Here is a 22,798-nt window from a genome sequence, read left to right on the forward strand (position 1 = left end):
AGCGGCGATGGAATGCAACGCTCAAGGGAGGAATATTCGATGAGCTTTCTGAAGAAACTGATGGTTACGGCGGCCTTTTCCGCCGCCATGGTCGTGAATGCCGCCTATGCCGAGAACGTCAAGATCGCGCTGGTGGTGAAGTCGCTCGGCAACGGCTTCTTCGACGCCGCCAACAAGGGCGCCGAAGAGGCGGCCAAGGAACTGGGCGATGTCGACATCATCTACACCGGCCCGACCAAGGCGACCGCCGAAGCGCAAATCGAGGTGGTCAATTCACTGATCGCGCAAAAGGTCAACGCTATCGCCATCTCGGCCAATGACGCCGACGCGCTGGTGCCGGTGCTGAAGAAGGCCATGGAGCGCGGCATCACCGTCATCTCCTGGGATTCGGGCGTCGCCAAGGAAGGCCGCCAGCTTCACCTGAACCCGTCCGACACCGGCCTGATCGGCGAGACCATCATCAAGCTCGCCGCCGACTATTTGCCGGAGGGCGGCGACGTCGCCATCCTGTCGGCCTCCTCGACCGCGACCAACCAGAATGCCTGGATCGACGCGGCCAAGAAGGTGCTGCCGGAGAAATTCCCGAAGATCAAGCTCGTCGCCACCGTCTATGGCGACGACGATTCGGCCAAGAGCACCGACGAAGCCAAGGGCCTCTTGAAGTCCTATCCGAACCTGAAGGCGATCATCGCGCCGACCACCGTCGGCGTCGTCGCCGCTGCCCAGGTCGTCACCGATGAGAAGCTGATCGGCAAGGTCAACGTCACCGGCCTCGCGCTGCCGTCGGAGTTCAAGAAGTTCATCGACAACGGCGCTTCACAGGCCGTGGCTCTTTGGAACCCGATCGATCTCGGTTACTCCGCCGTCTACCTCGCCCACGATCTGGCGGTGAAGAAGGAAGAGGCCAAGCCCGGTGCGACGCTGTCGATCGGCCGCGTCGGCAAGGTCACGCTCGACGACACCAATTCGGCTGCGATGGCTCCGCCCTTCCAGTTCGACAAGACCAACATCGAGAAGTTCTCCAAGATCTACTGATCCGGAGCTTCAAGCTGACGCGGCGGGGTTCACGCCCCGCCGCAACTTCAAACGCACCTTGTTTCAGGGCTTGATACGACCATGGACACGACAGCCCAACACGGCACGGTGAAGGATGGGCCCCAGGCCTCCACGCCACGCCTGACGCTGTCCGGCATCTCGAAGAGCTTTCCCGGCGTGCGCGCGCTGCACAATGTCAGCCTCTCGCTCTATCCGGGCCAGGTGACGGCGCTGATCGGCGAGAACGGCGCCGGCAAGTCGACGCTGGTCAAGATCATGACCGGCATCTACCAGCCCGATGCGGGCACGATCAGCATAGACGGGCAGGACGTCACCCTGCCCAGCGCGCACGCCGCCTTCGGCCACGGCGTTACCGCCATCCATCAGGAAACCGTGCTGTTCGACGATCTGACGGTCGCCGAAAACATCTTTCTCGGCCATGCGCCGCGCACCCGCTTTGGCACCATCGACTGGCGCACCATGCGCAGAAATGCGCGCGAAGTGCTCGACACCATGCATGCCCGCCATATCGACGCCGATGCAAGGCTGAAGGACCTCGGCATTGCCAACAAGCATCTCGTTGCCGTGGCGCGGGCCATGTCGATCGACGCGCGGATCGTCATCATGGACGAACCGACGGCCGCCCTTTCGATGAAGGAGATCGAAGAGCTCTTTTTGCTGATCGAGTTCCTCAAGAGCGAAGGCAAGGCGATCCTGTTCATCAGCCACAAGTTCGACGAGATCTACCGCATCGCCGACCGCTACACCGTGTTCCGCGACGGCGAGATGGTCGGCGAAGGGCTGATCAAGGATGCCGCCCAGAGCCAGATCGTGCGCATGATGGTGGGCCGTGCGGTCGATCACATCTTTCCACAGCGCAAGGCCGAGATCGGCGCGCCGGTGCTGTCGGTCTCCGGCCTGTCGCACCCCACCGAATTCAACGACATCGGTTTCGAGCTGCACAAGGGCGAGATTCTCGGCTTCTACGGCCTTGTCGGCGCCGGCCGCAGCGAGGTGATGCAGGCGATTTCAGGGATCACCCGCACCTCCGGCGGCACGATCACGCTGGACGGCAAGACGATCGCGCCGAAATCGGCGGCGGATTCGATCGAGGCCGGCATCGTCTACGTGCCCGAGGAGCGCGGCAAGCAAGGCGTGGTGATCGGCCTGCCCATCTTCCAGAATGTTTCTCTCCCGTCGCTGGCACGCACCTCCAAATCCGGCGTGCTGCGGCTGGCGGAGGAGTTTTCGCTCGCCCGCTCCTACACCGAGCGGCTCGACCTCAGGGCCTCCTCGCTCAGCCAGGATGTCGGCACGCTGTCGGGCGGCAACCAGCAGAAGGTCGTGATTGCCAAATGGCTGGCGACCGCCCCCAAAGTCATCATCCTGGACGAGCCGACCAAGGGCATCGACATCGGCTCCAAAGCCGCCGTGCACGGCTTCATGGCCGAGCTGGTGGCGCAAGGCCTGTCGGTTATCATGGTGTCGTCGGAGCTGCCCGAAATCCTCGGCATGTCCGACCGCGTCGTCGTCATGCGCGAGGGCCTTGTCGCGGCCGTCTACGACAACAACGGACTGGACGCCGAGACGCTGGTCCGGACGGCGGCGGGGATCGCGGCATGAAAACTTTGCTGAAATATCGCGAAATCTGGTTGCTGGCGGCCATCGTCGTGCTGATCGGGCTGATCTCGACGCGTTTTCCCGCCTTCGCCGACCCCGGCAATTTGCGCCAGGTGTTCAACGACACCTCGATCCTGATGATCCTGGCGCTCGGGCAGATGGTGGTCATCCTGACCCGTTCGATCGACCTGTCGATGGCATCGAACCTCTGCTTCACCGGCATGGTGGTGGCGATGCTGAACGCCGCTCACCCGGCGATCCCGATCCCGCTGCTGATCGTCATTGCCCTGGTCGTCGGCCTGGTGCTCGGCGCCATCAACGGCCTTCTGGTGTGGCGGCTGAACATCCCCTCGATCGTGGTGACATTGGGCACGCTGACCATCTATCGCGGCGCCACCTTCGTCATCTCCGGCGGCGCCTGGGTCAATGCCGACAAGATGAGCCCCGAGTTCATCGGCTTCCAACGCGCGGCCTTACTCGGCATTCCGGTGCTGTCCTGGATCGCCATTCTGGTCATCGCGCTGTTCTTCATCCTGATGACGCGCACCGCGCTCGGCCGCTCGATCTATGCCATCGGCGTCAATCCTACGGCGTCGGTTTATGCCGGCATCGATGTCGGGCGGACGAAATTCATCGTCTTCTGCATCTCCGGCATGATCGGCGGGCTCGCCGGCTATCTCTGGATCTCACGCTACGTGATCGCCTCGGTCGAGGTCGCCAATGGCTACGAGCTCAACATCATCGCCGCTTGCGTCATCGGCGGCATCTCGATTGCCGGCGGCATCGGTTCGGTCGGGGGCGCGGTGTTGGGGGCGCTGTTCCTGGGCATCATCTCCAACGCGCTGCCGGTCATCAACATCTCGCCCTTCTGGCAGATGGCGATTTCGGGCAGCGCCATCATCCTCGCCGTCGTGCTCAACGCGCGCGGCGAACGCCAGCAGGGCCGCATCATCCTGAGAAAAATGGAGGCGGCATGAGCGACGTCCCTGCCCCGCGCCACATTCCGGACCGGCTCGACAAGCCGTTTCGTTCGGCGATCTTTTCCTGGGAAGCGCTGCTGGTCGTGGTGGCCCTCGCCATCTTCGCCATCAACAGCTTCGCCTCGCCCTATTTCCTCGACCCTTATTCGCTGTCGGACCTGACCTTCAACTTCACCGAGAAGGGCCTGATCGCCTTCGCCATGGCGCTGCTGATCATTTCGGGCGAGATCGACCTGTCGGTCGCCGCCATCATCGCGCTGGCCTCGACCATGATGGGCATGGCGGTGCAGGCCGGCGCCGGAACGCCGGTGCTGGTGGCGATCGGCATCGTCGTCGGGCTCGGCTGCGGGGCCTTCAACGGCCTTCTGGTCACGAGGCTTGGCCTGCCCTCGATCGTCGTCACCATCGGCACGATGAGCCTGTTTCGAGGCATCGCCTTCATCATCCTCGGCGACCAGGCCTACAAGGGTTATCCCGAGAGCTTCGCCTTCTTTGGCCAGGGTTATGTCTGGTGGGTGGTGTCGTTCGAGCTGGTGCTCTTTCTCATCGCCGCCGTCGCCTACTGGTTCGCGCTGCACCGCACGAGTTTCGGCCGCCGCGTCTTCGCCATCGGCAACAATCCGGTCGCGGCACAGTTTTCCGGCGTGCGTGTCGGCCGCATCAAGTTCATCCTGTTCTGCCTGACCGGGCTGATGTCCGGCATCGCCTCTGTGCTGATCACCTCCCGGCTCGGTTCGACCCGTCCCTCGATCGCGCAGGGCTATGAGCTGGAAGTCATCACCATGGTGGTGCTTGGCGGCGTCAGCATCCTTGGCGGCGCAGGCAGCATTGTCGGCGTCGTGCTCGCCGCCTTCATCATGGGGCTGGTGACCTTCGGGCTCGGCCTGCTCAACGTGCCCGGCATCGTCATGTCGATCTTCATCGGCCTGCTCCTGATCATCGTCATCGCGCTGCCGATCGTCTGGCGGCGGCTGCGCGGGGGACGCTGATGGCCGAAAAATACGCGTTCAAGATGATGCTCAAGCCCGGCATGAAGGCGGAATATAAGAAGCGTTACGACGAGATATGGCCATCGCTGGTCGCGCTGTTGAAGCAGGCCGGGGTTTCCGACTATTCCATCCATCTCGACGAGGAGACCAACATCCTGTTCGGCGTGCTGTGGCGGCGGGACGACCATGGCATGGCCGACCTGCCGAAGCATCCGGTGATGCAGCGCTGGTGGGCAGACATGGCCGACCTCATGGAGACCAGGCCTGACAATGAGCCGGTGGCCGTGCCCCTGGAAACCATGTTCCACATGGCATGAGTGCCCCGCGCCACATCGCCGTCATCGACATCGGCAAGACCAACGCCAAGGTGGCGCTGGTCGACCTCGCCACGCTGCGCGAGGTCGCGCTGCGCCGAGTGGCGAACGCGCCGGTGCGGCAAGCCCGCTACCCGCATCACGACGTCGAGGCGCTGTGGGCCTTCATCCTCGACAGTCTTGCCGATCTCAACCGCGAACAGACCATCGACGCCGTTTCGATCACTACCCATGGCGCGACGGGCGCTCTGGTTGAGGCCTCCGGCGAACTGGTGTTGCCCGTGCTCGACTACGAATTCGACGGCCCGGAGGAACTCGCGGCCGAGTATGACGCGATCCGTCCGCCCTTCGCTGAAACCGGCACGCCGCGGCTGCCGCTCGGCCTCAATCTCGGCGCGCAATTCTTCTGGCAGCAGAAGCGCTTTCCGACGGAATTCGCCAGGGCAACGGCGATGTTGATGTATCCCCAATATTGGGCGCTGCGGCTGACCGGCATCGCCGCCAACGAGGTGACCTCGCTCGGCTGCCACACCGATCTGTGGAACCCGTGGAAAGCGGATTTCTCGGCGATGATCGACCGCCTCGGTTGGCGCGCGTTGATGGCGCCGGTGCGGCCGGCAAGGGACCGGCTCGGCCCGCTCCTGCCGGCGCTTGCCGAGCGAACGGGGCTCGATCCGCGGACGCCTGTGTTCTGCGGCCTGCACGATTCCAACGCCTCGCTGTTGCCGCATCTTCTCGCCGACGCGCCGCCTTTCAGCGTCGTCTCGACCGGCACCTGGGTGGTGTCGATGTCGGTCAGCGGCAGATCGGTGGCGCTCGACCCGGCGCGTGATACGCTGGTCAACGTCAACGCGCTGGGCGATCCCGTGCCATCGGCGCGCTTCATGGGCGGCCGCGAATTTTCCGTGCTGACGGATGATCAGCCGGAGAACTGGACCGAAGACGATGTCGGGGCCGTGCTGGCAAAAAGGACGCTGCTGCTGCCATCGACACAACAGGGGTCGGGACCGTTCCCGCATCATGCGGCGGCGTGGCTCAACGCTGACGGCATGAATAGCGGCCAGCGCTTTGCCGCCATCTCTTTCTATCTGGCGCTGATGTCGGCGACCTGCCTCGATCTGATCGGCGCCGACGGCCCGACCATTGTCGAAGGCCCTTTCGCCCGCAACCGGCTCTTTGTCGGCATGCTGGCGGCGGCGACCGCCAGAAGCGTCGTCGCCTCCGAAGCCGCGACCGGCACCAGCATCGGCGCCGCGTTGCTGGCATCGGACAAGGCTGAGGCGCATGGCAAGGGCTTGAGACAAGAACCGCCGGTCGACCCCGCCTTGACGGATTATGCAAGCACCTGGCGTGCGGCGGTCGAAGGGCGGGGCTAACTACGGATCCGCTTGCCTAATCTTCATAGACCAGCCCCTGTGGATCGATTTCGGGCTTTCGGCCGGCGACGAGGTCGGCGAGGAATTTGCCCGAGCCGCAGGCCATGGTCCATCCGACATGGCCGTGGCCGGTGTCGAGATAGAGATTTTTGTAGCGGGCCCGGCCGATGACCGGCACGGAATTGGGCATCATCGGCCGCAGGCCCGCCCAGAACATGGCCTTCTTCTCGTCGAAGGCGCCAGGGAAAAGATCCTTGCCGGTGCTGATGATGGTGTTGAAGTCAGCGGGCTTGAAGCTTCGGTCAAAGCCGGTGAACTCGGCCGTCGAGGACATCCGCAAGCGGTTGCCCAGCCTGGAATAGCCGATCAGCCGGTCCTCGTCGGCGCCACCCATAGTCGGCCCCTTGCTTTCGTCCTCCAGGGGGATCGTCGCGGTATAGCCTTTCACCGGATAAACCGGCAGGTCGATGCCGTAGCGGCGGCCGAGTAGGCCGCTTTCCGGGCCCATTGCGATGACAACCGCATCGCCGGCCACCGGGCCTGACGAGGTGATGACGGCCCGCACCCTGTCGCCTTCGATATCGAAACCTTCGACCGTGGTGCCGAACCGGAACTCGGCGCCAAGCCTCTCGGTCGCATAGGCGGCGAGCCTGTCGACAAACAGTTTGGAATCGCCAGTCTGGTCAGTGGGCGAATAAACCCCGCCGGCTATCTTGTCCTTCACCCCGGCAAGCCCCGGCTCCAGTTCGACCAGCCGGTCGCGCCCGACGATCTCGATCGGCAAGCCATGCTCGGCAAGATAGCGATAATTGTCGGTCCCGGTGTCGAGACTCTTCTGCGAGCGGAAGAAGTAGAGGATGCCCTTCTTGCGCTCGTCATAGTGGATGCCGGTCGCCTCCGACAGCGCATTGATGCAGTCGCGCGAATAGAGCGCGAGCCGCAGCTTGATGTCGGTGTTGGCGCGCAGGCGCGCCACCGTGCACTGGCGCAGGAAGCGCAGGCTCCAGGCGAGAAAATAGGGATCGAAGCGCAGTCGCACCTTGATGCCGAGATCGTGGTTGTAGAGCCCGCGCAGGAAGGTCTTCAGCGCCGCCGGGGAAGCCCAGGCGGTGGCATCGCCCGGCGACACCAGCCCGGCATTCGACTGGCTGGTGCCCCGCGCCGGCGCCGGATGACGCTCGATGACGGTGACCTCATGGCCGTCGCTCGCCAGATAGTAGGCGGCCGCCGTGCCGACGACGCCGGCCCCGAGCACCGTTATCTTCATGTCGTCCCCCCAAAAAAGGTCGAACCGGGCAGCGCGCTTCCGCACCCTCCGCGAACGCTTCCATAGCGCTTCGCGGAGCGGCTTGCGAGCCCTTGGGAAAACCCGCTCAACCGCGTGCGGAATTCTTCCCCGTCAGGATACGCTCCCAGGCGAGCGCATCTGCAACGATCTGGTCGAGATCGTCGCGTTGCGGCGTCCAGCCGAGTTCCGTCCGGGCGAGATCGGAATTGGCAACCACCGCGGCGGCGTCACCGGGGCGGCGCTCGCCCGTCCTGACCTCGAAATCATGGCCGAAGGCGCGGCGCACGCTCTCGATCACCTCCAGCACCGAGTAGCCGTGGCTGTAGCCGCAATTGGCGACGAGGCTCGCGCCCCCGGCGCGCAGCCGCTCAAGGGCCAGGCGATGCGCCGCGGCCAGGTCGCTGACATGGATATAATCGCGCATGCAGGTGCCGTCGGGCGTCGGATAATCGGTGCCGTACACCTGCATGAACGGCCGCTTGCCGAGCGCCGTCTCGCAAGCGACCTTGATCAGATGCGTGGCGCCCGGCGTCGACTGGCCGGTGCGCCCCCTGGGATCGGCGCCCGCGACGTTGAAATAGCGCAGCGCCGTGTAGCGCAGGCCATGCGCGATCGCCGCATCGCGCAGCATCCATTCGCTCATCAGCTTGGAGAGGCCGTAGGGCGATTCCGGCGCCAGGCGGGCATCCTCGCGCACCGGTTCCAGCCCAGCGCCGCCATAGACGGCGGCTGTCGAGGAGAAGATGAAGTTCGGCACGCCCTCGCGCACCGCCGTTTCGATCAGCGTGCGCGTCTTGCAGGTGTTGTTCTCGTAGTAGCCGAGCGGATCGGCGACGGATTCGGGAACGACGATCGAGCCGGCAAAATGGATGATCGCATCGACATTGTTGTCGCGGATGATGGAGCCGACCAATTCCTTGTCGGCGACATCGCCGACGACCAGCTTTGCCTCCGGTGCCACCGCCCATTCGAAACCGGTCGAAAGCCGGTCGAGAACGACCACGCTTTCGCCCGCATCCAGCAATTCCCAGACCATATGGCTGCCGATATAACCGGCGCCGCCCGTCACCAAAACCGTCATTCCGCGTCCTCGCATTCAAGATCTATCGGAAACTGTCTCAATATCGCTCTACTGGAAAGCCCGCCCCATGACCAATAAAACCCTGCGTAACCGACTTGGCCGGCATATGGCATCATGCCGAAACAAAAGCGCCCTACAGGCCGTTATCGCCAGGAAATAGGCCATGATCCGCCCCTCGTTAGGAACAGGTGCGGGGCGTGGCATTTTGACCAAAACGGGCCGGTGGACGGCCAATCGGGCAATGATTATGATCCAGCGCAAAACTGGGAAGCCGACATGAATTATCAGCGGTTCTTCGAGGACGCGATCGACCAGCTCCATGCGGAACGACGCTACCGCGTCTTTGCCGACCTCGAGCGCATAGCGGGCAAATTTCCGCGTGCCATCTGGCGCGCCAACGGCCGCGCAGAGGAAATCACCGTCTGGTGCTCCAACGACTATCTCGGCATGGGCCAGCACCCGGATGTCATCGCAGCGTTTCAGAACGCGGCGGGCCGGATGGGTTCGGGCGCCGGCGGCACCCGCAACATCTCCGGCACCAGCAATCCGCTGGTCGAACTCGAGCATGAGCTCGCCGACCTGCACGACAAGGAAGCCGCGCTGGTCTTCACCTCCGGTTTTGTCTCCAACGAGGCCTCGATCTCGACCATCGCGCGGCTTTTGCCCAACTGCCTGATCATCTCGGACGAGTTGAACCATGCCTCGATGATCGAAGGCGTGCGGCGCTCGGGCGCGGAAAAGAAGATTTTTCGCCACAACGATGTCGCGCACCTGGAAAGCCTGCTGCAGGCGGCGGGCCGCGAACGCGCCAAGCTGATCGTGTTCGAGAGCGTCTATTCGATGGATGGCGATATCGCGCCGATCAGAGAGATCGTCGACCTCGCCGAGCGCTATAACGCCATGACCTATATCGACGAGGTCCACGCCGTGGGCATGTACGGTCCGCGCGGCGGCGGCATCACCGAGCGGGAAGGCCTCGCCGACCGCATCGACATCATCGAGGGCACGCTCGCCAAGGCTTTCGGCACGCTGGGCGGCTACATCACCGGCACGAGCGCTGTCATCGACGCCGTGCGCTCCTATGCGCCGGGCTTCATCTTCACCACCGCGCTGCCGCCGGCCATCGCCGCCGCTGCCACCACCTCGATCCGTCATCTCAAGCGCTCGCAGGCCGAGCGTGACGCCCAGCAGCAGCAGGCGACGCGGACCAAGCAGATCCTCTCCGCCGCCGGCCTCCCGGTGATGGACTCGGCGACCCACATCGTGCCAGTGCTGGTTGGCGACCCCGAGCTTTGCAAGATGGCAAGCGACCGGCTGCTCGGCGTGCACGGCATCTACATCCAGCCGATCAACTATCCGACCGTGCCGCGCGGCACGGAGCGGCTGCGCATCACGCCGACGCCGTTCCATTCGGATGCGCTGATCGCCGAGCTGCAGGACGCCCTGGTCGAGACCTGGGACGCGCTCGGCATTTCCTATGGTTCAGCAGGACGACCTTCCGTGGCCAAGACCGACCGGATCATTCCCCTGCTGGTGCCCAAGTCAGGCGGCTGAAACCCGTTTGAAACTCCACTCCGGCGGCCGTCTGGGGCGCCGGAGCGACTTTCAATTCGGGCGTCATCAACCTCTCAAACAGTCGTCATCCACTTCGCCAGCCTGTGCGCCGCCTCCTCGAGCTGGTCGAGGCGGCGGTGGAAGCACAGCCTGAGGAAGGCTTCGCCGCCTGGGCCAAAGGCCGTGCCCGGCGCCAGGCCGACATTGGCCTTGTCGACGATCTCGAAGGCGGCGCTGCGCGAATCGGTGATGCCGTCCACCCTGAAGAACAGGTAGAAAGCACCTTGCGGCACGGTGAACCGGGCGCGGTCGGTGGCGCCGAGAATGCCGCAGACCAGATCGCGCGCCTTCCTAGCCCTCTCCACCTGTTCGGCGACGAAGACATCGCCTTCATCGAGCGCCGCGACCGCGCCGCGCTGCATGAACTGGGCGACACCTGAATTCGAATACTGGATCAGGTTCTCGAACACCTGCTGCAAACTCGGATGGGTCTTGATCCATCCGACGCGCCAGCCGGTCATCGCCCAGTTCTTGGAGAAGCTGTTCACGAACAGGATGCGGTCCTCTGCGGTCGCGATGTCGAGGAAGGACGGCGCGCGGCCTTGGCCATAGTGGAACAGCGAATAGATCTCGTCCGCGATGATCCAAAGGCCATTTGCCCGGGCGAGATCGAGAATGGCGCGCAAAGTCTCGTGGTCGGCGGTCCAGCCGGTCGGATTGGACGGCGTGTTGATGAACAACGCCCTGGTCTTGGGCGTGATGGCGGCCGCGATCTTCTCGACATCGCACGACCAGCCATTGCCGGATTGATCGAGCGTGACCGGCACCGGCACGGCACCGGCGATGGCGGCGGCGGCGTCGAAATTCGGCCAGGCGGGCGACAGATAGATCACCTCGTCGCCGGCACCGGCGAGCGCGTCGAGCGCAAGCTGGATCGCATGCATGCCCGAGCCGGTGACGATGAATTCGTCCTCGGCGAAGTGTTTGCCGAAATGCCTGTGGTAATAGCGGGCAAGCGCCTGCCTCAGATCGGGGATGCCCCTCTGCCAGGTGTAGAACGTCTCGCCACCGGCCAGCGCTTTCGACGCGGCATCGGTGATGAAGGACGGCGTCGGCAGATCGCCCTCGCCGGCCCAGAGCGGGATCAAGCCGTCGCGCAGCCTGCCATAGTTGACGACGGCGACGATACCGCTTTCGGGCGCAGCCAAGGCCTCGGGGCGCAGGTTCTGGATCAGGGTCATGGGCAGGTCCGTTCGAACAGGGATAGCATGCCGGCTGTTCTACTACGGGCGAAAGCAAAAAACCCCGGCCGTGAACGACCGGGGTTTTGGTCCAGAAGAACCTGATGTCTCTATCTCCTGGCAAGCAGATCGCGGATTTCGGTCAGAAGCTGCACATCGGCAGGCGGCGGCGCGGCGGCAGGCGCGGGCTTTTCGGCCTCCAGGCGCCTGCGCAGGTTGTTCACCGCCTTGACCATCAAGAAGATGATGAATGCGAGGATGAGAAAGTTCAGCACGACCGTGATGAAGCTGCCATAGGCGAAGACGGCGCCCTCTTTCTTTGCCTCCGCCAGCGTGCCCGAGTGGACGTTCGAGGACAGTCCGAAGAAGTAGTTGTTGAAGTCCAACCCGCCGAAAATCGCGCCCACGATCGGCATGATGATGTCGTTGACAAGGGAATCGACGATCCTGCCGAAAGCAGCGCCGATGATGACGCCGACGGCCAGGTCCATCACATTGCCCTTGGAAATGAATTCCTGGAATTCTTTCAGCATTTCGACCCTCCTTGCCATGATCGGCCGCGTTCTCCAGCGCCGGCCAAGCCCACAATAGCAAAAACCTCCGGTTGCAAAACCGGAAAAAGGGCCAAGGCACCGGTTTGTTTTTACCCGCATCATCAGACGTCCATGCGCCGAACGCCGCGATGGACTCAGCTTCCAAGCTGTGGTTGCGTGCGGTGAGCGGGCGTCGAGCCGGCCAGGGAGGAAGCGCGAGCCGTGCAGGGCTTGTTCATCGTTGTCATCGCGATCGCTTATGTGACGCTTCTGTTCGCCATCGCCAGCCTTGGCGACCGCCGCTCGGCCAGCTCCGGGCCCGGTCGCGCACGTCCGTTCATCTACGCGCTCAGCCTGGCCATCTATTGCACCTCCTGGACGTTTTTCGGTTCTGTCGGCCTGTCTTCCGAGCGCGGCCTGGAGTTCCTCGGCATCTATACCGGCCCGGTGCTGGTGTTCGTGTTCGGTTTTCCCTTGCTCAACCGTCTCGTGCGGCTGGCCAAGACCGAGAAGATCACCTCGATCGCCGACTTCCTCGGCGCGCGCTATGGCAAGAGCTTCACCGTGGCCGCCATCGCCACGCTGATCGCGACCATCGGCGCGGTGCCCTATATCGCGCTGCAGCTGAAGGCGATCTCCGGTTCCGTCAGCCTGATGGTCGAGCATTACACCGGCTCGCCGCCGTCGTTCGATCCTTTCGTCAGCGACATCTCGCTGGTGGTCGCCATGCTGCTGGCGCTGTTCGCGGTGCTGTTCGGCACGCGCCACGCCGACGCCACCGAGCACCAGGACGGGCTGGTGCTGGCGGTGGCGGTCGAAACCGTGGTCAAGCTTGCCGCCTTCCTGGCGATCGGCCTGATGGTCACTTTCCTGATCTTCGGCGGGCCCGGCGACATGTTCGGCAAGCTGGCCGAAAACGGCCAGGTGCGGCAGGCGATGAGCTATTCGACGTCACTCGCCACCTGGCTGGTGCTGACCTGCCTGAGTGGCTTCGCCATCATCCTTCTGCCCCGGCAATTCTACGTCACCATCGTCGAGAACCGCAGCGAGGCGGAACTGCGCACCGCGACATGGGTGTTTCCGCTCTATCTGGTGACGATCAACCTGTTCGTGCTGCCGATCGCCTTCGCCGGACTGTCGCTGGTCGGCACGAAGACGAGCAGCGACCTTTATGTGCTGTCGCTGCCCTTGTTCGGCGGTCACGATTTCCTGGCCATGGCTGCCTTCATCGGCGGCCTGTCGGCGGCCACCGCCATGGTCATCGTCGAGAGCGTGGCGCTGTCGATCATGATCTCCAACGACCTCATCATCCCGCTGTTCGTGCGGCGGCTGCTGAGGACAACGTCTTCCGAAAACGAGGACTGGTCGACGCTCATCCTCAACGTGCGGCGGGCATCGATCTTCATCATGCTTTTCATCGCCTTCCTCTACTATCGCGAGAGCACCGACAGCGCGCGGCTGTCGTCGATCGGCCTGATGTCGTTCGCGGCGATCGCGCAATTCGCGCCGGCCCTGATCGGCGGGCTGATCTGGCGCGGCGCCAATGGCAGGGGCGCGGCCCTCGGCATGGTCGCCGGCATCCTGATCTGGGGCTACACGCTGCTGTTGCCGTCGCTCGTCGCGCCCGAAACCGGCATATTGGTGCATGGCCTGTTCGGCTTCGAGGCGCTGCGGCCGCAGGCGCTGTTCGGCACCGTCGCGGAGCCGTTGAACCACGGCGTGCTGTGGAGCCTGTCGATCAACGCACTGTTTTTCGTGCTGGGCTCGCTGTCGCGCGCCGCGGTGCCGCTGGAGCGCATCCAGGCGTCGATCTTCGTGCCGCGCGAAGCCGGGCCGATGCCCAGCCTGCGCCGTTTCCGCACCGCCGTCACCGTCAACGACCTGAAGGACACCATCGCGCGCTATCTCGGCGTGCAGCGCACCGAGCGGTCGTTCCAGTCCTTCGAAAAGACCACCAACGTCATCCTGCATGGCAATGAGCAAGCCAGCATGGACGTCATCCGCTTTTCCGAGCAGCTTTTGGCCAGCGCCGTCGGCTCTTCGTCGGCGCGGCTGATCCTGTCGCTGCTGTTTCGCCGCCACGACCGCGAATCCAGGGATGCCTTCCGGCTGCTCGACGACGCCACGGAAGCGTTGCAACACAACCGCGACCTGTTGCAGATCGCGCTCGACCAGATGGAACAGGGCATCACCGTCTTCGACCGGGATTTCCGGCTGATCTGCTGGAACCGCCAGTACCGCGAGCTGTTCGACCTGCCCGACGACATGGGCCAGGTCGGCGTCTCGCTCGACCAGATCCTGCGCCATCTGGCGGAGCGCGGCGATATCCCGACCGACCAGCGGGTGACGATGCTCAACCGGCTGACCAGCTTCGTCAGCCCCTGGCAGATGGAACTGAAGACCAGCGGCCGGATCCTGGAGCTGCGCTCCAACCCGATGCCGGACGGCGGCATCGTCGCCACCTATGCCGACATTTCCGGCCGCGTCGAGCAGGACCTGGCGCTGAAGCGGGCGAACGAGTCGCTGGAACAGCGGGTGAAGACCCGCACCATCGAACTGACCAGGGTCAACGAGGAGTTGACCCGGGTCAACGAGGAACTGGCGCAGGCGCAGATGCTTGCCGAGGAGGCCAATCTGGGCAAGACGCGCTTCCTCGCCGCGGCCGGCCACGACATCCTTCAACCGCTCAACGCCGCCAGGCTCTACTGCTCGTCGTTGATCGAAAAGGCCGGCAAGGGCCCGGCCGGCAAGGCCGCGGTCAACATCGACTCCTCGCTGGAATCGGTCGAGACCATTCTGGGCGCCGTGCTCGACATTTCCCGCCTCGATGCCGGTGCCATGAAACCGGACGACACGGCCTTCAACCTAGACGCATTGCTGCGCCAGATCGGCAACGATTTCCGGCCGCTTGCCGCGGAAAAGCAACTCAAGCTGACGATCATGCCCTCGTCGCTGACAGTGATGACGGATCGCAACCTGTTGCGCCGCCTGATCCAGAACCTCGTTTCCAATGCCATCAAATACACACGTCACGGCCGCATCCTGGTTGGCGTGCGGCGGCGCGGCGAACTGGCGGAAATCCAGGTGATCGACACTGGCATCGGCATTGCCGGCGACAAGCTGAACACGGTGTTTCGCGAATTCACCCGGCTGGACGAAGGCGCGCGCGAGGCCGAAGGCCTCGGCCTCGGCCTTTCGATCGTCGATCGCATCGCGCGGGTGCTGAGGCTTGAGATCCGTATTTTCTCCAATCCGGGCAAGGGCACGCGCTTTTCCGTCATCCTGCCGGTGGCGGCCGTGCAGGAACCGAAACGCGAGGTTGAAACCAGGGCGCCGGCCCGCGCGGCGGCTTCGCTGTCCGGACTGAGCGTGCTGTGTATCGACAACGACGCCCGCATCCTCGAAGGCATGCGGCTGCTGCTCGAAGGCTGGGGCTGCGCCGTCGAGACCGTGTCCGGCACAACGAACCTGGATATCGCGATCCGCCACCCGGACATTGTCCTTGCCGACTATCATCTCGATGGCGAAACCGGCCTCGACGCCATTGTCAGGCTGCGAGCGATCCACGGCGACGACCTGCCCGCCGTGCTGGTCACCGCCGACCGTTCCAACGAGGTACGCACGGCGGCGGCCGGGCTCGACGTCCCGGTGATCAACAAGCCGCTCAAACCGGCCGTGCTGCGCTCTATGATGGCCAGGGTCAGGCCGCTGGTGCCGGCGGCGGAGTAACTGTCAGGTTTGCTTCATTTCGGCCCCGCCGACAGCGCCCAGGCTTCGAGATAGGCGCAGAACATGTCGGCCGTCGCGTCGGCATGGCTTGTATCTCTGCTGACGGGCGAGGCGTTTCCGAGAAACTGCTCGCCGATCCGATATCCACATAACCATCCGCCAGGTTCGGGCGCTCAGCTCACCGGCTGCAGCGGATCGCTGCCGATCTTGGACAGCAGGATCACCGCCTGGGTGCGGCTGTCGACGCCGAGCTTCTGCAATATCGCCGAGACATGCGCCTTGATCGTCGCCTCGGAGACGCCGAGCTCATAGGCGATCTGCTTGTTGAGAAGGCCTTCCGCCAACATGCCGAGCACGCGGGTTTGCTGCGGCGTGAGCGCCTGCAGGCGCTTGATCAGGTCCGATATTTCGGGGTCGCGCTCGACACCGAGATCGATGCCGGCCGGTGCCGCGATATCGCCCGCAAGGACCGATCGCACGGCGTCGCGGATTTCCTCCATGCTGGCCGATTTGGAGATGAAACCGGACGCGCCGAGGTCGAGCGCGCGCCGGATGGTCGCCGGGTCGTCATGGGCGGAGACCACCACCAGCGGCGCCGCCGGATGGATGCCGCGCAACGAGATCAGGCCGGAAAGGCCGCTCGCGCCCGGCATCGACAGGTCGAGCAGCACCAGATCGACCTCCTCGTTGGCCACGACCAGCGCCTTGGCGCTTTCGAAATCGCCGGCTTCGTGAATAGCGGTGACATTGCCGATGCCGGCAAGCGCTTCGCGCAACGCACCGCGAAACAGCGGGTGATCGTCGGCGATGACGAAAGAATAGCCTGATGGCAAATATCCCTCCCCGGATCCCTTGATGGTCTTCTGTTTTCTCGGGACCTGATGCAACGATTATGAGGCGCTTCGCGCTGTTTTCAAGCAGCAAAGCCGGCGCACCGGATTTCCCCAGACGGCCTGTCTTCAGGTCTTCTGCGAGTTGGGCTTGGCGCCGTCGCCGCTGTCCTTGTCCATATCCTTGACGATGCCCATGAAGCCCTTCAGGAAACGCTCCATGTAGCTCATCGTCTTGTTGAAATCCTCCTCGCTCGGCAATGTCGATTCGAGGCGGGCCGAGAGCGAATTCTCGAGCCTGGTGACGCGCTCGTCCATGGCTTTCATCGAAGTTTGCAGGCGATCGACCTCGTCCTGGAAGGCAGCGCGTTCATCGGCCGCCATCTTGCAGACGAGTTGGCCGGAACGCTCCTCGCAGATCGACATCGCGCCCGTCTGCGTGTCCATGCGGACATAGCCGTTGGCGGATTTCTCCAGACGATAGCGGTCGGTCTCCTCGGAAAAGGCGGACGCCGCGACCAGCGAAACGAGCGCGGCGGGGATCAAGATGTGCTGCAGACGCATGTTGTCCTCCATGGCCAAAGCCTGAGATATCGCATGTTTGCGCCGGAAATGGGGAAGACGCTTGGCACGGCCTTCCCCGCACGGCTGGTTCGGACTATAGCGCAACCATGTCTCAGATTATCTACAAGATAACCCCGGAAGGGCCCTGGCGCGAGGCCGAAGCGAACGGCCGCTTCACCGGTGCGCCGATCGATGTCGCCGACGGCTTCATCCATTTCTCCACGGCGGCACAGGTCAAAGAGACGGCGGCGAAGCATTTTGCCGGCCAGGCGGGGCTTCTGCTGGTCGCCATCGACGGGACCAGCCTGGGCGATGCGCTAAAATACGAAGCCTCGCGCGGCGGCGCGCTGTTTCCGCACCTCTACGGCGTGCTCGACCTGAAAGCCGTGCTGTGGGTCCGGCCGCTGCCGCTCGGCGCCGACGGCACCCACCAGTTCCCGGCGCTGGAGGCCGAATGAGCGTGCTCGACCGGATTGGCCAGAAGCTGCTCTTCACGTTCGACCCGGAAACCGCGCATGGCCTGTCGATCGCGGCGCTGCGCTGTGGCCTGCCGGTCGGCGCACGGACGGCGCGAGATGCGCGGCTGAAGGTCAGCCTCTGCGGCCTCGATTTCCCCAATCCGCTCGGCATGGCTGCCGGTTACGACAAGAATGCCGAGGTGCCCGATGCGCTTCTCGGCCTCGGCTTCGGCTTTGCCGAGGTCGGCACGGTGACGCCGCTGCCGCAGCCTGGCAATCCGAAGCCGCGCATCTTCCGGTTGCCGGCGGATGAAGCGGTGATCAACCGGCTCGGCTTCAACAATGAAGGCCATGCGGCCGCCGAGAAACGCCTGGTCGGCCGCAAAGGGCGCCCCGGCATCGTCGGCGTCAACATCGGCGCCAATAAGGACAGCGCCGACCGCGTCGGTGACTATGAGCGCGGCGTCATCCGCTTCGCGCCCTACGCCAGCTATCTCACCGTCAATATTTCCTCGCCCAATACGCCCGGCCTGCGCACCATGCAGGCGCGCGAACAGCTTGGCGAGCTCCTGTCGCGCGTCATGGCCGCGCGCGCGGCGGCGGCAAGGCAGCCGCCGGTGTTTCTCAAGATTGCGCCGGACCTGGTCGAAGCCGAGCTGGAAGACATCGCCGCCGAGGTCACCCAGAAGGCCATAGACGGCATCATCGTCTCCAACACCACCATTTCTCGCCCGGCGCTACGCTCCAGCGGCGCGGCAAGCGAGACCGGCGGGCTTTCCGGCCGGCCATTATTCGAGCGCTCGACCATCGTGCTGGCCCGTATGCGCAGGCTGCTGGGGCCGGACGTGGCCATCATCGGCGTGGGTGGGGTCAACTCCGCCGAAACGGCGCTGGAGAAGATCCGCGCCGGCGCCGATCTCGTCCAGCTTTACACCGGCATGATCTATGCCGGGCCGGCGCTGCCGGGACGCATCGCCGCCGGCATGGCGCGTTTCGCCGACACGGAACGGCTCAACTCCATCAGCGATTTGCGCGACCGCCATCTCGACCAATGGGCTTCAAGGCCGCTCAACTGAATGCCGTCCGCAGCCGCAACCGCAGGATAGCCAGCAGGCTGAGGCCACGCACCAGCAGGAAGACATGCAATGCCGCCCACAGGCCATGATTGCCGAAAGCGGGCGCCAGCGTAATCAGCGCGGCGGCGAAGGCCAGGAAAGACAAAAGCATCATGTTGCGCATGTCGCGCGACCAGGTCGCGCCGATGAAGACGCCGTCCATCTGGAAAGCCAGCACGCCGCTCAGTGCGGTGAAGGCCGCCCAGGGCAGGTAGGTGTCGGCCACCGAGCGGACTTCCTGCGACGTTGTAACGACGGCAACCAGATTGGCACCGGCCAGCAGCAGCACCAGGGTTGCGGCGCCCGCCAATCCGAAACCCCAGAACAGGGTCAACCGCACCGCGCGCCGGAACGGGTGCTCAGCCCGCGCACCGACGGCGCGGCCGGCGAGCTGTTCCGCCGCGGTGGCGAAACCGTCGAGGAAATAGCCTGCGACGAGGAAAAAATTCATCAGCACGGCGTTGGCGGCCAGCGTGACCGTGCCGAATTGCGCACCCTGGCGGGTGAACAGCGCAAAGGCGGCAAGCAGCGAGAACGAGCGGATCATGATATCGCGGTTGAGCGACAGCATGCGCAGGAACGCGCTAATATCGAGCAGGCGTTGGCGTGGCACGGGCGGGCTTGCCCTGAACCGCCTGATGACGATGGCGAGGCCGAGCAACATGGCCAGGAATTCGCCGGTGACGGTTGCCCAGGCAACGCCGGCGACGCCCCAGCCAAGCTCCAGGCCAAGCAGGATGCAGAGCGCGATGTTGATGCCGTTCAGCACCAGCTGCAGAACCAACCCGAGACCGCCCTCGCCTCGGCCGAGGACATAGCCTAGAATGGCGTAGTTGATCAGCGAGAATGGTGCCGCGAGCAATCTGATGCCGATATAGACGCCCATCGCCTCGCTGACGCGCGGCCCGGCATCCATGAACCACCGCCCGCCGGCCGCGATCAGCGGCGAAAGCGCAGCCAGCACGACGCCGGCGACAACAGCGATCAGCACGGCGCGCCAGAACACCGCCTGTTCCTCCAGCGCGTCGTTGCGCCCGAAAGCCTGGGCGACCAGACCGGTGGTGCCGGAGCGCAGGAAATTGAAGGTGGTGAAGACGACGTCGAAGACCAGCGCGCCTGCCGCCAGGCCGCCAAGCAAGGCGGCGTCGCCGAGCTGTCCGACAACAGCCGTATCGACCATGCCGAGCAGCGGCGTCGTCAGGTAGGCGAGCGTCATCGGCACGGCGATGACGAGCACCGTGCGGTTGGTGACGACAAAGGATCCGGGAACGATTGGGGATCCGGCGTCGGCTGGGATTGCACCCTTCTCCAAAGAATTGCTGCCTTGCTGATTGCGGCTTGATCGAACAGCCGGTGTGCCCCATTTTCCGGCCACCGCGCAATCCATCCTTGCCATGGCGGCCAACCGAAATTCCGGTCTGGCGCGAGCCGCCGGATCCGGTCCATGTCCCTCCAGATCGTCCATCATCCCGACTACGACGCCGGCTTCGCCGTCAACCATCGCTTTCCGATGAGCAAATATCCGCTGCTGATGGAAGCCTTGCGCGCACGCGGACTGGCCGTGCAGGGGGCGCTCAGCATGCCGGAAGCGGCACCCGCACCATGGCTGAAGCGTGCCCATGCGGCTGATTATGTCGACCAGGTCATCAGCTGTTCGGTGCCGGAAAAGATCGAACGCGAGATCGGCTTTCCGGTCGGCCCGCGCGTCTCGCTGCGCGCCCAACTCGCCACCGGCGGCACAGTACTGGCGGCCCGGCTGGCCTTGCGCCACGGCATTGCCTGCAACACCGCCGGCGGCAGCCATCATGCGCGCCGCGCGCAGGGCGCGGGCTTCTGCACCTTCAACGACGTCGCCGTCGCTTCGCTGGTGCTGCTTGCCGAAGGCGCGGCGCGGAACATACTCGTGGTCGATCTGGATGTGCATCAGGGCGACGGCACGGCGGATATCCTGGCTGGCGATCAGCGCGTGTTCACCTTCTCCATGCATGGCGAGCGCAACTACCCCGCGCGCAAGATCGCCTCCGACCTCGATGTCGCACTGCCCGACGGCACGGGCGATGCCGCCTATCTCGAAAGGCTGGCCGCCATCTTGCCGGAACTGTCCGCCCATGCGCGCTGGGACATCGTTTTCTACAATGCCGGCGTCGACGTCCATGCCGAGGACCGGCTCGGCAGGCTGGCGCTTTCAAACGACGGGCTTCGCGCCCGCGACGCCATGGTGATCGGTCACTTCCGCTCGCGCGGCATCGCGCTATGCGGCGTCATCGGCGGCGGCTATTCGACCGACGTGGCCGCGCTCGCGGCGCGCCATGCCATTCTGTTCGAGGCGGCGGCGGACTACGCCTGACCGCTATTTCCTGTAGTTGGCGATTCTGAGCAGGATGAACGCCGGAACCACGATCGCCGCACCCAGCAGAATATAACCCAGGAAGCGGTCGATGGCATGGAAGCCCAGATTCCAGAGATCCAGGAAGAATTTGCGGATGCCATAGAGCACGTCCATCGGCGACCAGCCGAAGGCGGTCATGACGAGGCCGACGAGGAACGACACCACCAGCAACTTCAGGAGTACCCTGAGCGGGGTGTCGCCGAGAAAGCGCGTCAATGCGGACAAGACCTGTCTCCGGCTCTGATCGCCCGATTCGGCGACAGGATCAGAAATACGCACTTGGCCGCCCCGCTTCAAGCCGGGCGGGCCAAGGCTCTGAACCTGGCTGACAAAGCCTATGACGGCCGGTCCGGCGGTGCCGCCGGCTTTTCATGATAGGAATTTTTTCCTTGACGGGGTGAGGGCAACTATGGTAGATATTTGGCTATGGTGCTGAGTTGCGCCAGGGACCCGCCGCACAGGCGGGTTTATCCGTTCAAGGCTCCGTCAACAGCGCGCAGTCGAAGGCTCCGAAGGAACTCGTTAACGCGGATCGTGCCCTGGTACCAAGCCGGCGACCATAGGCGCATGGCAGGCGAGCAGCCGGTGGCGGCTGATCGCGGCCGGCTTATCTGTTTTCTAACCAATTGCCGCTATTGCCATTCCTGGAGCGGGAGCCAGGCTTTGATGGAAGCGGAAAAAATCGGCGCGCGCCGCGCGGTCATGCTTTCGGTTGTCGTGCCGTGCTATAACGAGCGGGACGGCGTGGCTGAGCTTCACCGACGCGTCACCGCCGCTTGCCTGGCGCAAAACCCTTCCTACGAGATCGTGCTCGTCATCGACGGGGCGACCGACGGCACCCGCGAGGCCGTTTTCGAACTGGCGCAAAAGGACGACCATGTCGTCGCCATCGACCTTGCCCGCAACTATGGCCACCAGATCGCGCTGAGCGCGGGGCTGGAGTTCTGCCGGGGCCAGCGCATCCTCATTCTCGATGCCGATCTCCAGGATCCGCCTGAACTGCTCGGCGCGATGATGGCCAAGATGGATGAAGGCTTCGATGTCGTTTACGGTCAAAGGGCCAAGCGTGATGGCGAAGGCTGGTTCAAGCTGGCTTCCGCGTCGATGTTCTACCGGCTGCTGCGCCGGATGGTCGACGTCGAGATCGCGCCGGACACCGGTGATTTCAGGCTGATGAGCCGCCGCGCCCTCGACCATCTGAACGCCATGCCGGAGCGCTACAGGTTCATTCGCGGCATGGTGAGCTGGATTGGGCTGAGACAGGCCGCCTTCTCCTATGAGCGGCAACGGCGTTTCGCCGGCGCCACCCACTATCCGCTCAAGAAGATGGTCCTCCTGGCTGTCGATGCGATGACCAGCTTTTCCATCGCGCCGTTGCGGTTTGCCTCGCTTCTGGGAATGCTTTCCGGCGTGCTGGGGATGGTCGTGCTCGGTTATACGCTGCTCGAATGGTCGCTGGGAAACGTCCTGCCGGGCTGGACCAGCCTTGCCGCGATCATGCTGATCCTGGGCAGTGTTCAGCTTCTGGTGCTCGGCATATTCGGCGAATATCTCGGCCGGATGTACATGGAGACGAAGCGGCGGCCGCTCTATTTCGTCAACGAGATCGTTTCGCGAAGCGATGTGGCCGTCGAAAACCAGGACCTGCCTGTCCACCGCCTCCAGGAAATGGTGAAGAGAGCCGCGCGTGGCTAAGGCGACG

General features: G+C 64.2%; 20 protein-coding genes. 12 read left to right on the top strand and 8 right to left on the bottom strand.

Translation table 11 applies throughout. The features are described from left to right. Window positions 1-39 precede the first annotated feature (39 nt). The 6 genes from rhaS to LB541_RS08850 all read left to right on the top strand — a co-directional run bounded on the left by rhaS (window position 40) and on the right by LB541_RS08850 (window position 6,314). On the top strand, window positions 40-1,035 hold the full coding sequence (gene rhaS / locus LB541_RS08825) for a rhamnose ABC transporter substrate-binding protein (protein WP_140496561.1): 996 nt from the start codon (window positions 40-42) through the stop codon (window positions 1,033-1,035). A gap of 81 nt (window positions 1,036-1,116) precedes the next feature. After that, the gene (locus LB541_RS08830; RefSeq protein ID WP_140564778.1) at window positions 1,117-2,658 is read left to right on the top strand and encodes a sugar ABC transporter ATP-binding protein; all 1,542 of its coding nucleotides are present in this window, start codon (window positions 1,117-1,119) and stop codon (window positions 2,656-2,658) included. Then, a complete protein-coding gene (locus LB541_RS08835) occupies window positions 2,655-3,632 on the top strand; it encodes an ABC transporter permease (RefSeq protein ID WP_140564780.1) in 978 nt (325 codons plus the stop codon). The genes LB541_RS08830 and LB541_RS08835 overlap by 4 nt, the downstream gene beginning before the upstream one ends. Continuing rightward, complete coding sequence (locus LB541_RS08840) at window positions 3,629-4,624, top strand: ABC transporter permease (RefSeq protein WP_140564781.1); 996 nt, start codon at window positions 3,629-3,631, stop codon at window positions 4,622-4,624. The genes LB541_RS08835 and LB541_RS08840 overlap by 4 nt, the downstream gene beginning before the upstream one ends. Further along, complete coding sequence (locus LB541_RS08845) at window positions 4,624-4,941, top strand: L-rhamnose mutarotase (RefSeq protein WP_224618188.1); 318 nt, start codon at window positions 4,624-4,626, stop codon at window positions 4,939-4,941. Before LB541_RS08840 ends, LB541_RS08845 begins: the two co-directional genes overlap by 1 nt. Further along, window positions 4,938-6,314, top strand: a complete 1,377-nt coding sequence (locus LB541_RS08850; RefSeq protein WP_224618189.1) for an FGGY-family carbohydrate kinase — start codon at window positions 4,938-4,940, stop codon at window positions 6,312-6,314. The genes LB541_RS08845 and LB541_RS08850 overlap by 4 nt, the downstream gene beginning before the upstream one ends. A 16-nt stretch (window positions 6,315-6,330) precedes the next feature. On the opposite strand, the gene LB541_RS08855 is transcribed toward LB541_RS08850, so the two are convergent. Next, window positions 6,331-7,581: a D-amino acid dehydrogenase gene (locus LB541_RS08855; RefSeq protein ID WP_140496573.1), complete on the bottom strand. Its 1,251-nt coding sequence runs from the start codon at window positions 7,579-7,581 to the stop codon at window positions 6,331-6,333. Window positions 7,582-7,687: 106 nt separating this feature from the next. Further along, window positions 7,688-8,683, bottom strand: coding sequence for a UDP-glucose 4-epimerase GalE (galE, locus tag LB541_RS08860; protein ID WP_140496575.1), 996 nt, complete (start codon window positions 8,681-8,683; stop codon window positions 7,688-7,690). A 276-nt stretch (window positions 8,684-8,959) separates the two neighbouring features. Here galE and hemA point away from each other — a divergent pair, with 276 nt between their 5' ends. Then, complete coding sequence (hemA, locus tag LB541_RS08865) at window positions 8,960-10,237, top strand: 5-aminolevulinate synthase (RefSeq protein ID WP_140523996.1); 1,278 nt, start codon at window positions 8,960-8,962, stop codon at window positions 10,235-10,237. A 74-nt stretch (window positions 10,238-10,311) separates the two neighbouring features. On the opposite strand, the gene LB541_RS08870 is transcribed toward hemA, so the two are convergent. Together LB541_RS08870 and mscL are read right to left on the bottom strand one after the other, a co-directional pair. Continuing rightward, window positions 10,312-11,478, bottom strand: coding sequence for a pyridoxal phosphate-dependent aminotransferase (locus tag LB541_RS08870; RefSeq protein ID WP_140580376.1), 1,167 nt, complete (start codon window positions 11,476-11,478; stop codon window positions 10,312-10,314). Between the two features lie 110 nt (window positions 11,479-11,588). Beyond that, on the bottom strand, window positions 11,589-12,011 hold the full coding sequence (gene mscL, locus LB541_RS08875; RefSeq protein WP_140496583.1) for a large conductance mechanosensitive channel protein MscL: 423 nt from the start codon (window positions 12,009-12,011) through the stop codon (window positions 11,589-11,591). 222 nt (window positions 12,012-12,233) lie between these two features. Here mscL and LB541_RS08880 point away from each other — a divergent pair, with 222 nt between their 5' ends. Then, complete coding sequence (locus LB541_RS08880) at window positions 12,234-15,740, top strand: NahK/ErcS family hybrid sensor histidine kinase/response regulator (RefSeq protein ID WP_224618190.1); 3,507 nt, start codon at window positions 12,234-12,236, stop codon at window positions 15,738-15,740. Between the two features lie 173 nt (window positions 15,741-15,913). Here the strand turns inward: LB541_RS08880 and LB541_RS08885 are convergent, their stop codons facing one another. Together LB541_RS08885 and LB541_RS08890 are read right to left on the bottom strand one after the other, a co-directional pair. Next, the gene (locus tag LB541_RS08885) at window positions 15,914-16,573 is read right to left on the bottom strand and encodes a response regulator transcription factor (RefSeq protein ID WP_140513279.1); all 660 of its coding nucleotides are present in this window, start codon (window positions 16,571-16,573) and stop codon (window positions 15,914-15,916) included. Window positions 16,574-16,699: 126 nt separating this feature from the next. After that, window positions 16,700-17,134, bottom strand: a complete 435-nt coding sequence (locus LB541_RS08890; protein ID WP_140496589.1) for a hypothetical protein — start codon at window positions 17,132-17,134, stop codon at window positions 16,700-16,702. Window positions 17,135-17,241: 107 nt separating this feature from the next. Between LB541_RS08890 and LB541_RS08895 the strand changes: the two genes are divergently transcribed. Both LB541_RS08895 and LB541_RS08900 read left to right on the top strand, forming a co-directional pair. Then, window positions 17,242-17,592 (top strand): DUF952 domain-containing protein, encoded by a 351-nt coding sequence (locus LB541_RS08895; RefSeq protein ID WP_140496591.1) that lies wholly within the window; start codon window positions 17,242-17,244, stop codon window positions 17,590-17,592. Beyond that, the gene (locus LB541_RS08900; protein WP_140580377.1) at window positions 17,589-18,668 is read left to right on the top strand and encodes a quinone-dependent dihydroorotate dehydrogenase; all 1,080 of its coding nucleotides are present in this window, start codon (window positions 17,589-17,591) and stop codon (window positions 18,666-18,668) included. Before LB541_RS08895 ends, LB541_RS08900 begins: the two co-directional genes overlap by 4 nt. Here LB541_RS08900 and LB541_RS08905 read toward each other — a convergent pair. Beyond that, entirely contained in the window at window positions 18,661-20,019 is a 1,359-nt protein-coding gene (locus LB541_RS08905) for an MATE family efflux transporter (RefSeq protein ID WP_411969769.1), read from the bottom strand. The genes LB541_RS08900 and LB541_RS08905 overlap by 8 nt on opposite strands. Before the next feature lie 132 nt (window positions 20,020-20,151). Between LB541_RS08905 and LB541_RS08910 the strand changes: the two genes are divergently transcribed. Beyond that, window positions 20,152-21,054, top strand: a complete 903-nt coding sequence (locus LB541_RS08910; protein ID WP_140523989.1) for a histone deacetylase — start codon at window positions 20,152-20,154, stop codon at window positions 21,052-21,054. A gap of 3 nt (window positions 21,055-21,057) precedes the next feature. Here LB541_RS08910 and LB541_RS08915 read toward each other — a convergent pair whose 3' ends face one another. Further along, window positions 21,058-21,321 (bottom strand): DUF6460 domain-containing protein, encoded by a 264-nt coding sequence (locus LB541_RS08915; RefSeq protein WP_140496599.1) that lies wholly within the window; start codon window positions 21,319-21,321, stop codon window positions 21,058-21,060. Window positions 21,322-21,762: 441 nt separating this feature from the next. Here LB541_RS08915 and LB541_RS08920 point away from each other — a divergent pair, with 441 nt between their 5' ends. Then, window positions 21,763-22,791: a glycosyltransferase family 2 protein gene (locus tag LB541_RS08920; RefSeq protein WP_140513269.1), complete on the top strand. Its 1,029-nt coding sequence runs from the start codon at window positions 21,763-21,765 to the stop codon at window positions 22,789-22,791. The last annotated feature ends 7 nt before the right edge of the window (window positions 22,792-22,798 follow it).

This window comes from Mesorhizobium sp. BR1-1-15 (genome assembly GCF_020165475.1).
GTDB lineage: Bacteria > Pseudomonadota > Alphaproteobacteria > Rhizobiales > Rhizobiaceae > Mesorhizobium.

Bases quoted from the DNA above. Each gene is read 5' to 3' on its own strand.
- galE (WP_140496575.1), bottom strand. From the start codon at position 8,683: ATGACGGTTTTGGTGACGGGCGGCGCCGGTTATATCGGCAGCCATATG.
- LB541_RS08900 (WP_140580377.1), top strand. From the start codon at position 17,589: ATGAGCGTGCTCGACCGGATTGGCCAGAAGCTGCTCTTCACGTTCGAC.
- LB541_RS08870 (WP_140580376.1), bottom strand. From the start codon at position 11,478: ATGACCCTGATCCAGAACCTGCGCCCCGAGGCCTTGGCTGCGCCCGAA.
- LB541_RS08920 (WP_140513269.1), top strand. From the start codon at position 21,763: ATGGAAGCGGAAAAAATCGGCGCGCGCCGCGCGGTCATGCTTTCGGTT.
- LB541_RS08845 (WP_224618188.1), top strand. From the start codon at position 4,624: ATGGCCGAAAAATACGCGTTCAAGATGATGCTCAAGCCCGGCATGAAG.
- LB541_RS08835 (WP_140564780.1), top strand. From the start codon at position 2,655: ATGAAAACTTTGCTGAAATATCGCGAAATCTGGTTGCTGGCGGCCATC.
- LB541_RS08850 (WP_224618189.1), top strand. From the start codon at position 4,938: ATGAGTGCCCCGCGCCACATCGCCGTCATCGACATCGGCAAGACCAAC.
- LB541_RS08830 (WP_140564778.1), top strand. From the start codon at position 1,117: ATGGACACGACAGCCCAACACGGCACGGTGAAGGATGGGCCCCAGGCC.
- LB541_RS08910 (WP_140523989.1), top strand. From the start codon at position 20,152: ATGTCCCTCCAGATCGTCCATCATCCCGACTACGACGCCGGCTTCGCC.
- LB541_RS08840 (WP_140564781.1), top strand. From the start codon at position 3,629: ATGAGCGACGTCCCTGCCCCGCGCCACATTCCGGACCGGCTCGACAAG.
- mscL (WP_140496583.1), bottom strand. From the start codon at position 12,011: ATGCTGAAAGAATTCCAGGAATTCATTTCCAAGGGCAATGTGATGGAC.
- LB541_RS08855 (WP_140496573.1), bottom strand. From the start codon at position 7,581: ATGAAGATAACGGTGCTCGGGGCCGGCGTCGTCGGCACGGCGGCCGCC.
- rhaS (WP_140496561.1), top strand. From the start codon at position 40: ATGAGCTTTCTGAAGAAACTGATGGTTACGGCGGCCTTTTCCGCCGCC.
- hemA (WP_140523996.1), top strand. From the start codon at position 8,960: ATGAATTATCAGCGGTTCTTCGAGGACGCGATCGACCAGCTCCATGCG.
- LB541_RS08895 (WP_140496591.1), top strand. From the start codon at position 17,242: ATGTCTCAGATTATCTACAAGATAACCCCGGAAGGGCCCTGGCGCGAG.
- LB541_RS08890 (WP_140496589.1), bottom strand. From the start codon at position 17,134: ATGCGTCTGCAGCACATCTTGATCCCCGCCGCGCTCGTTTCGCTGGTC.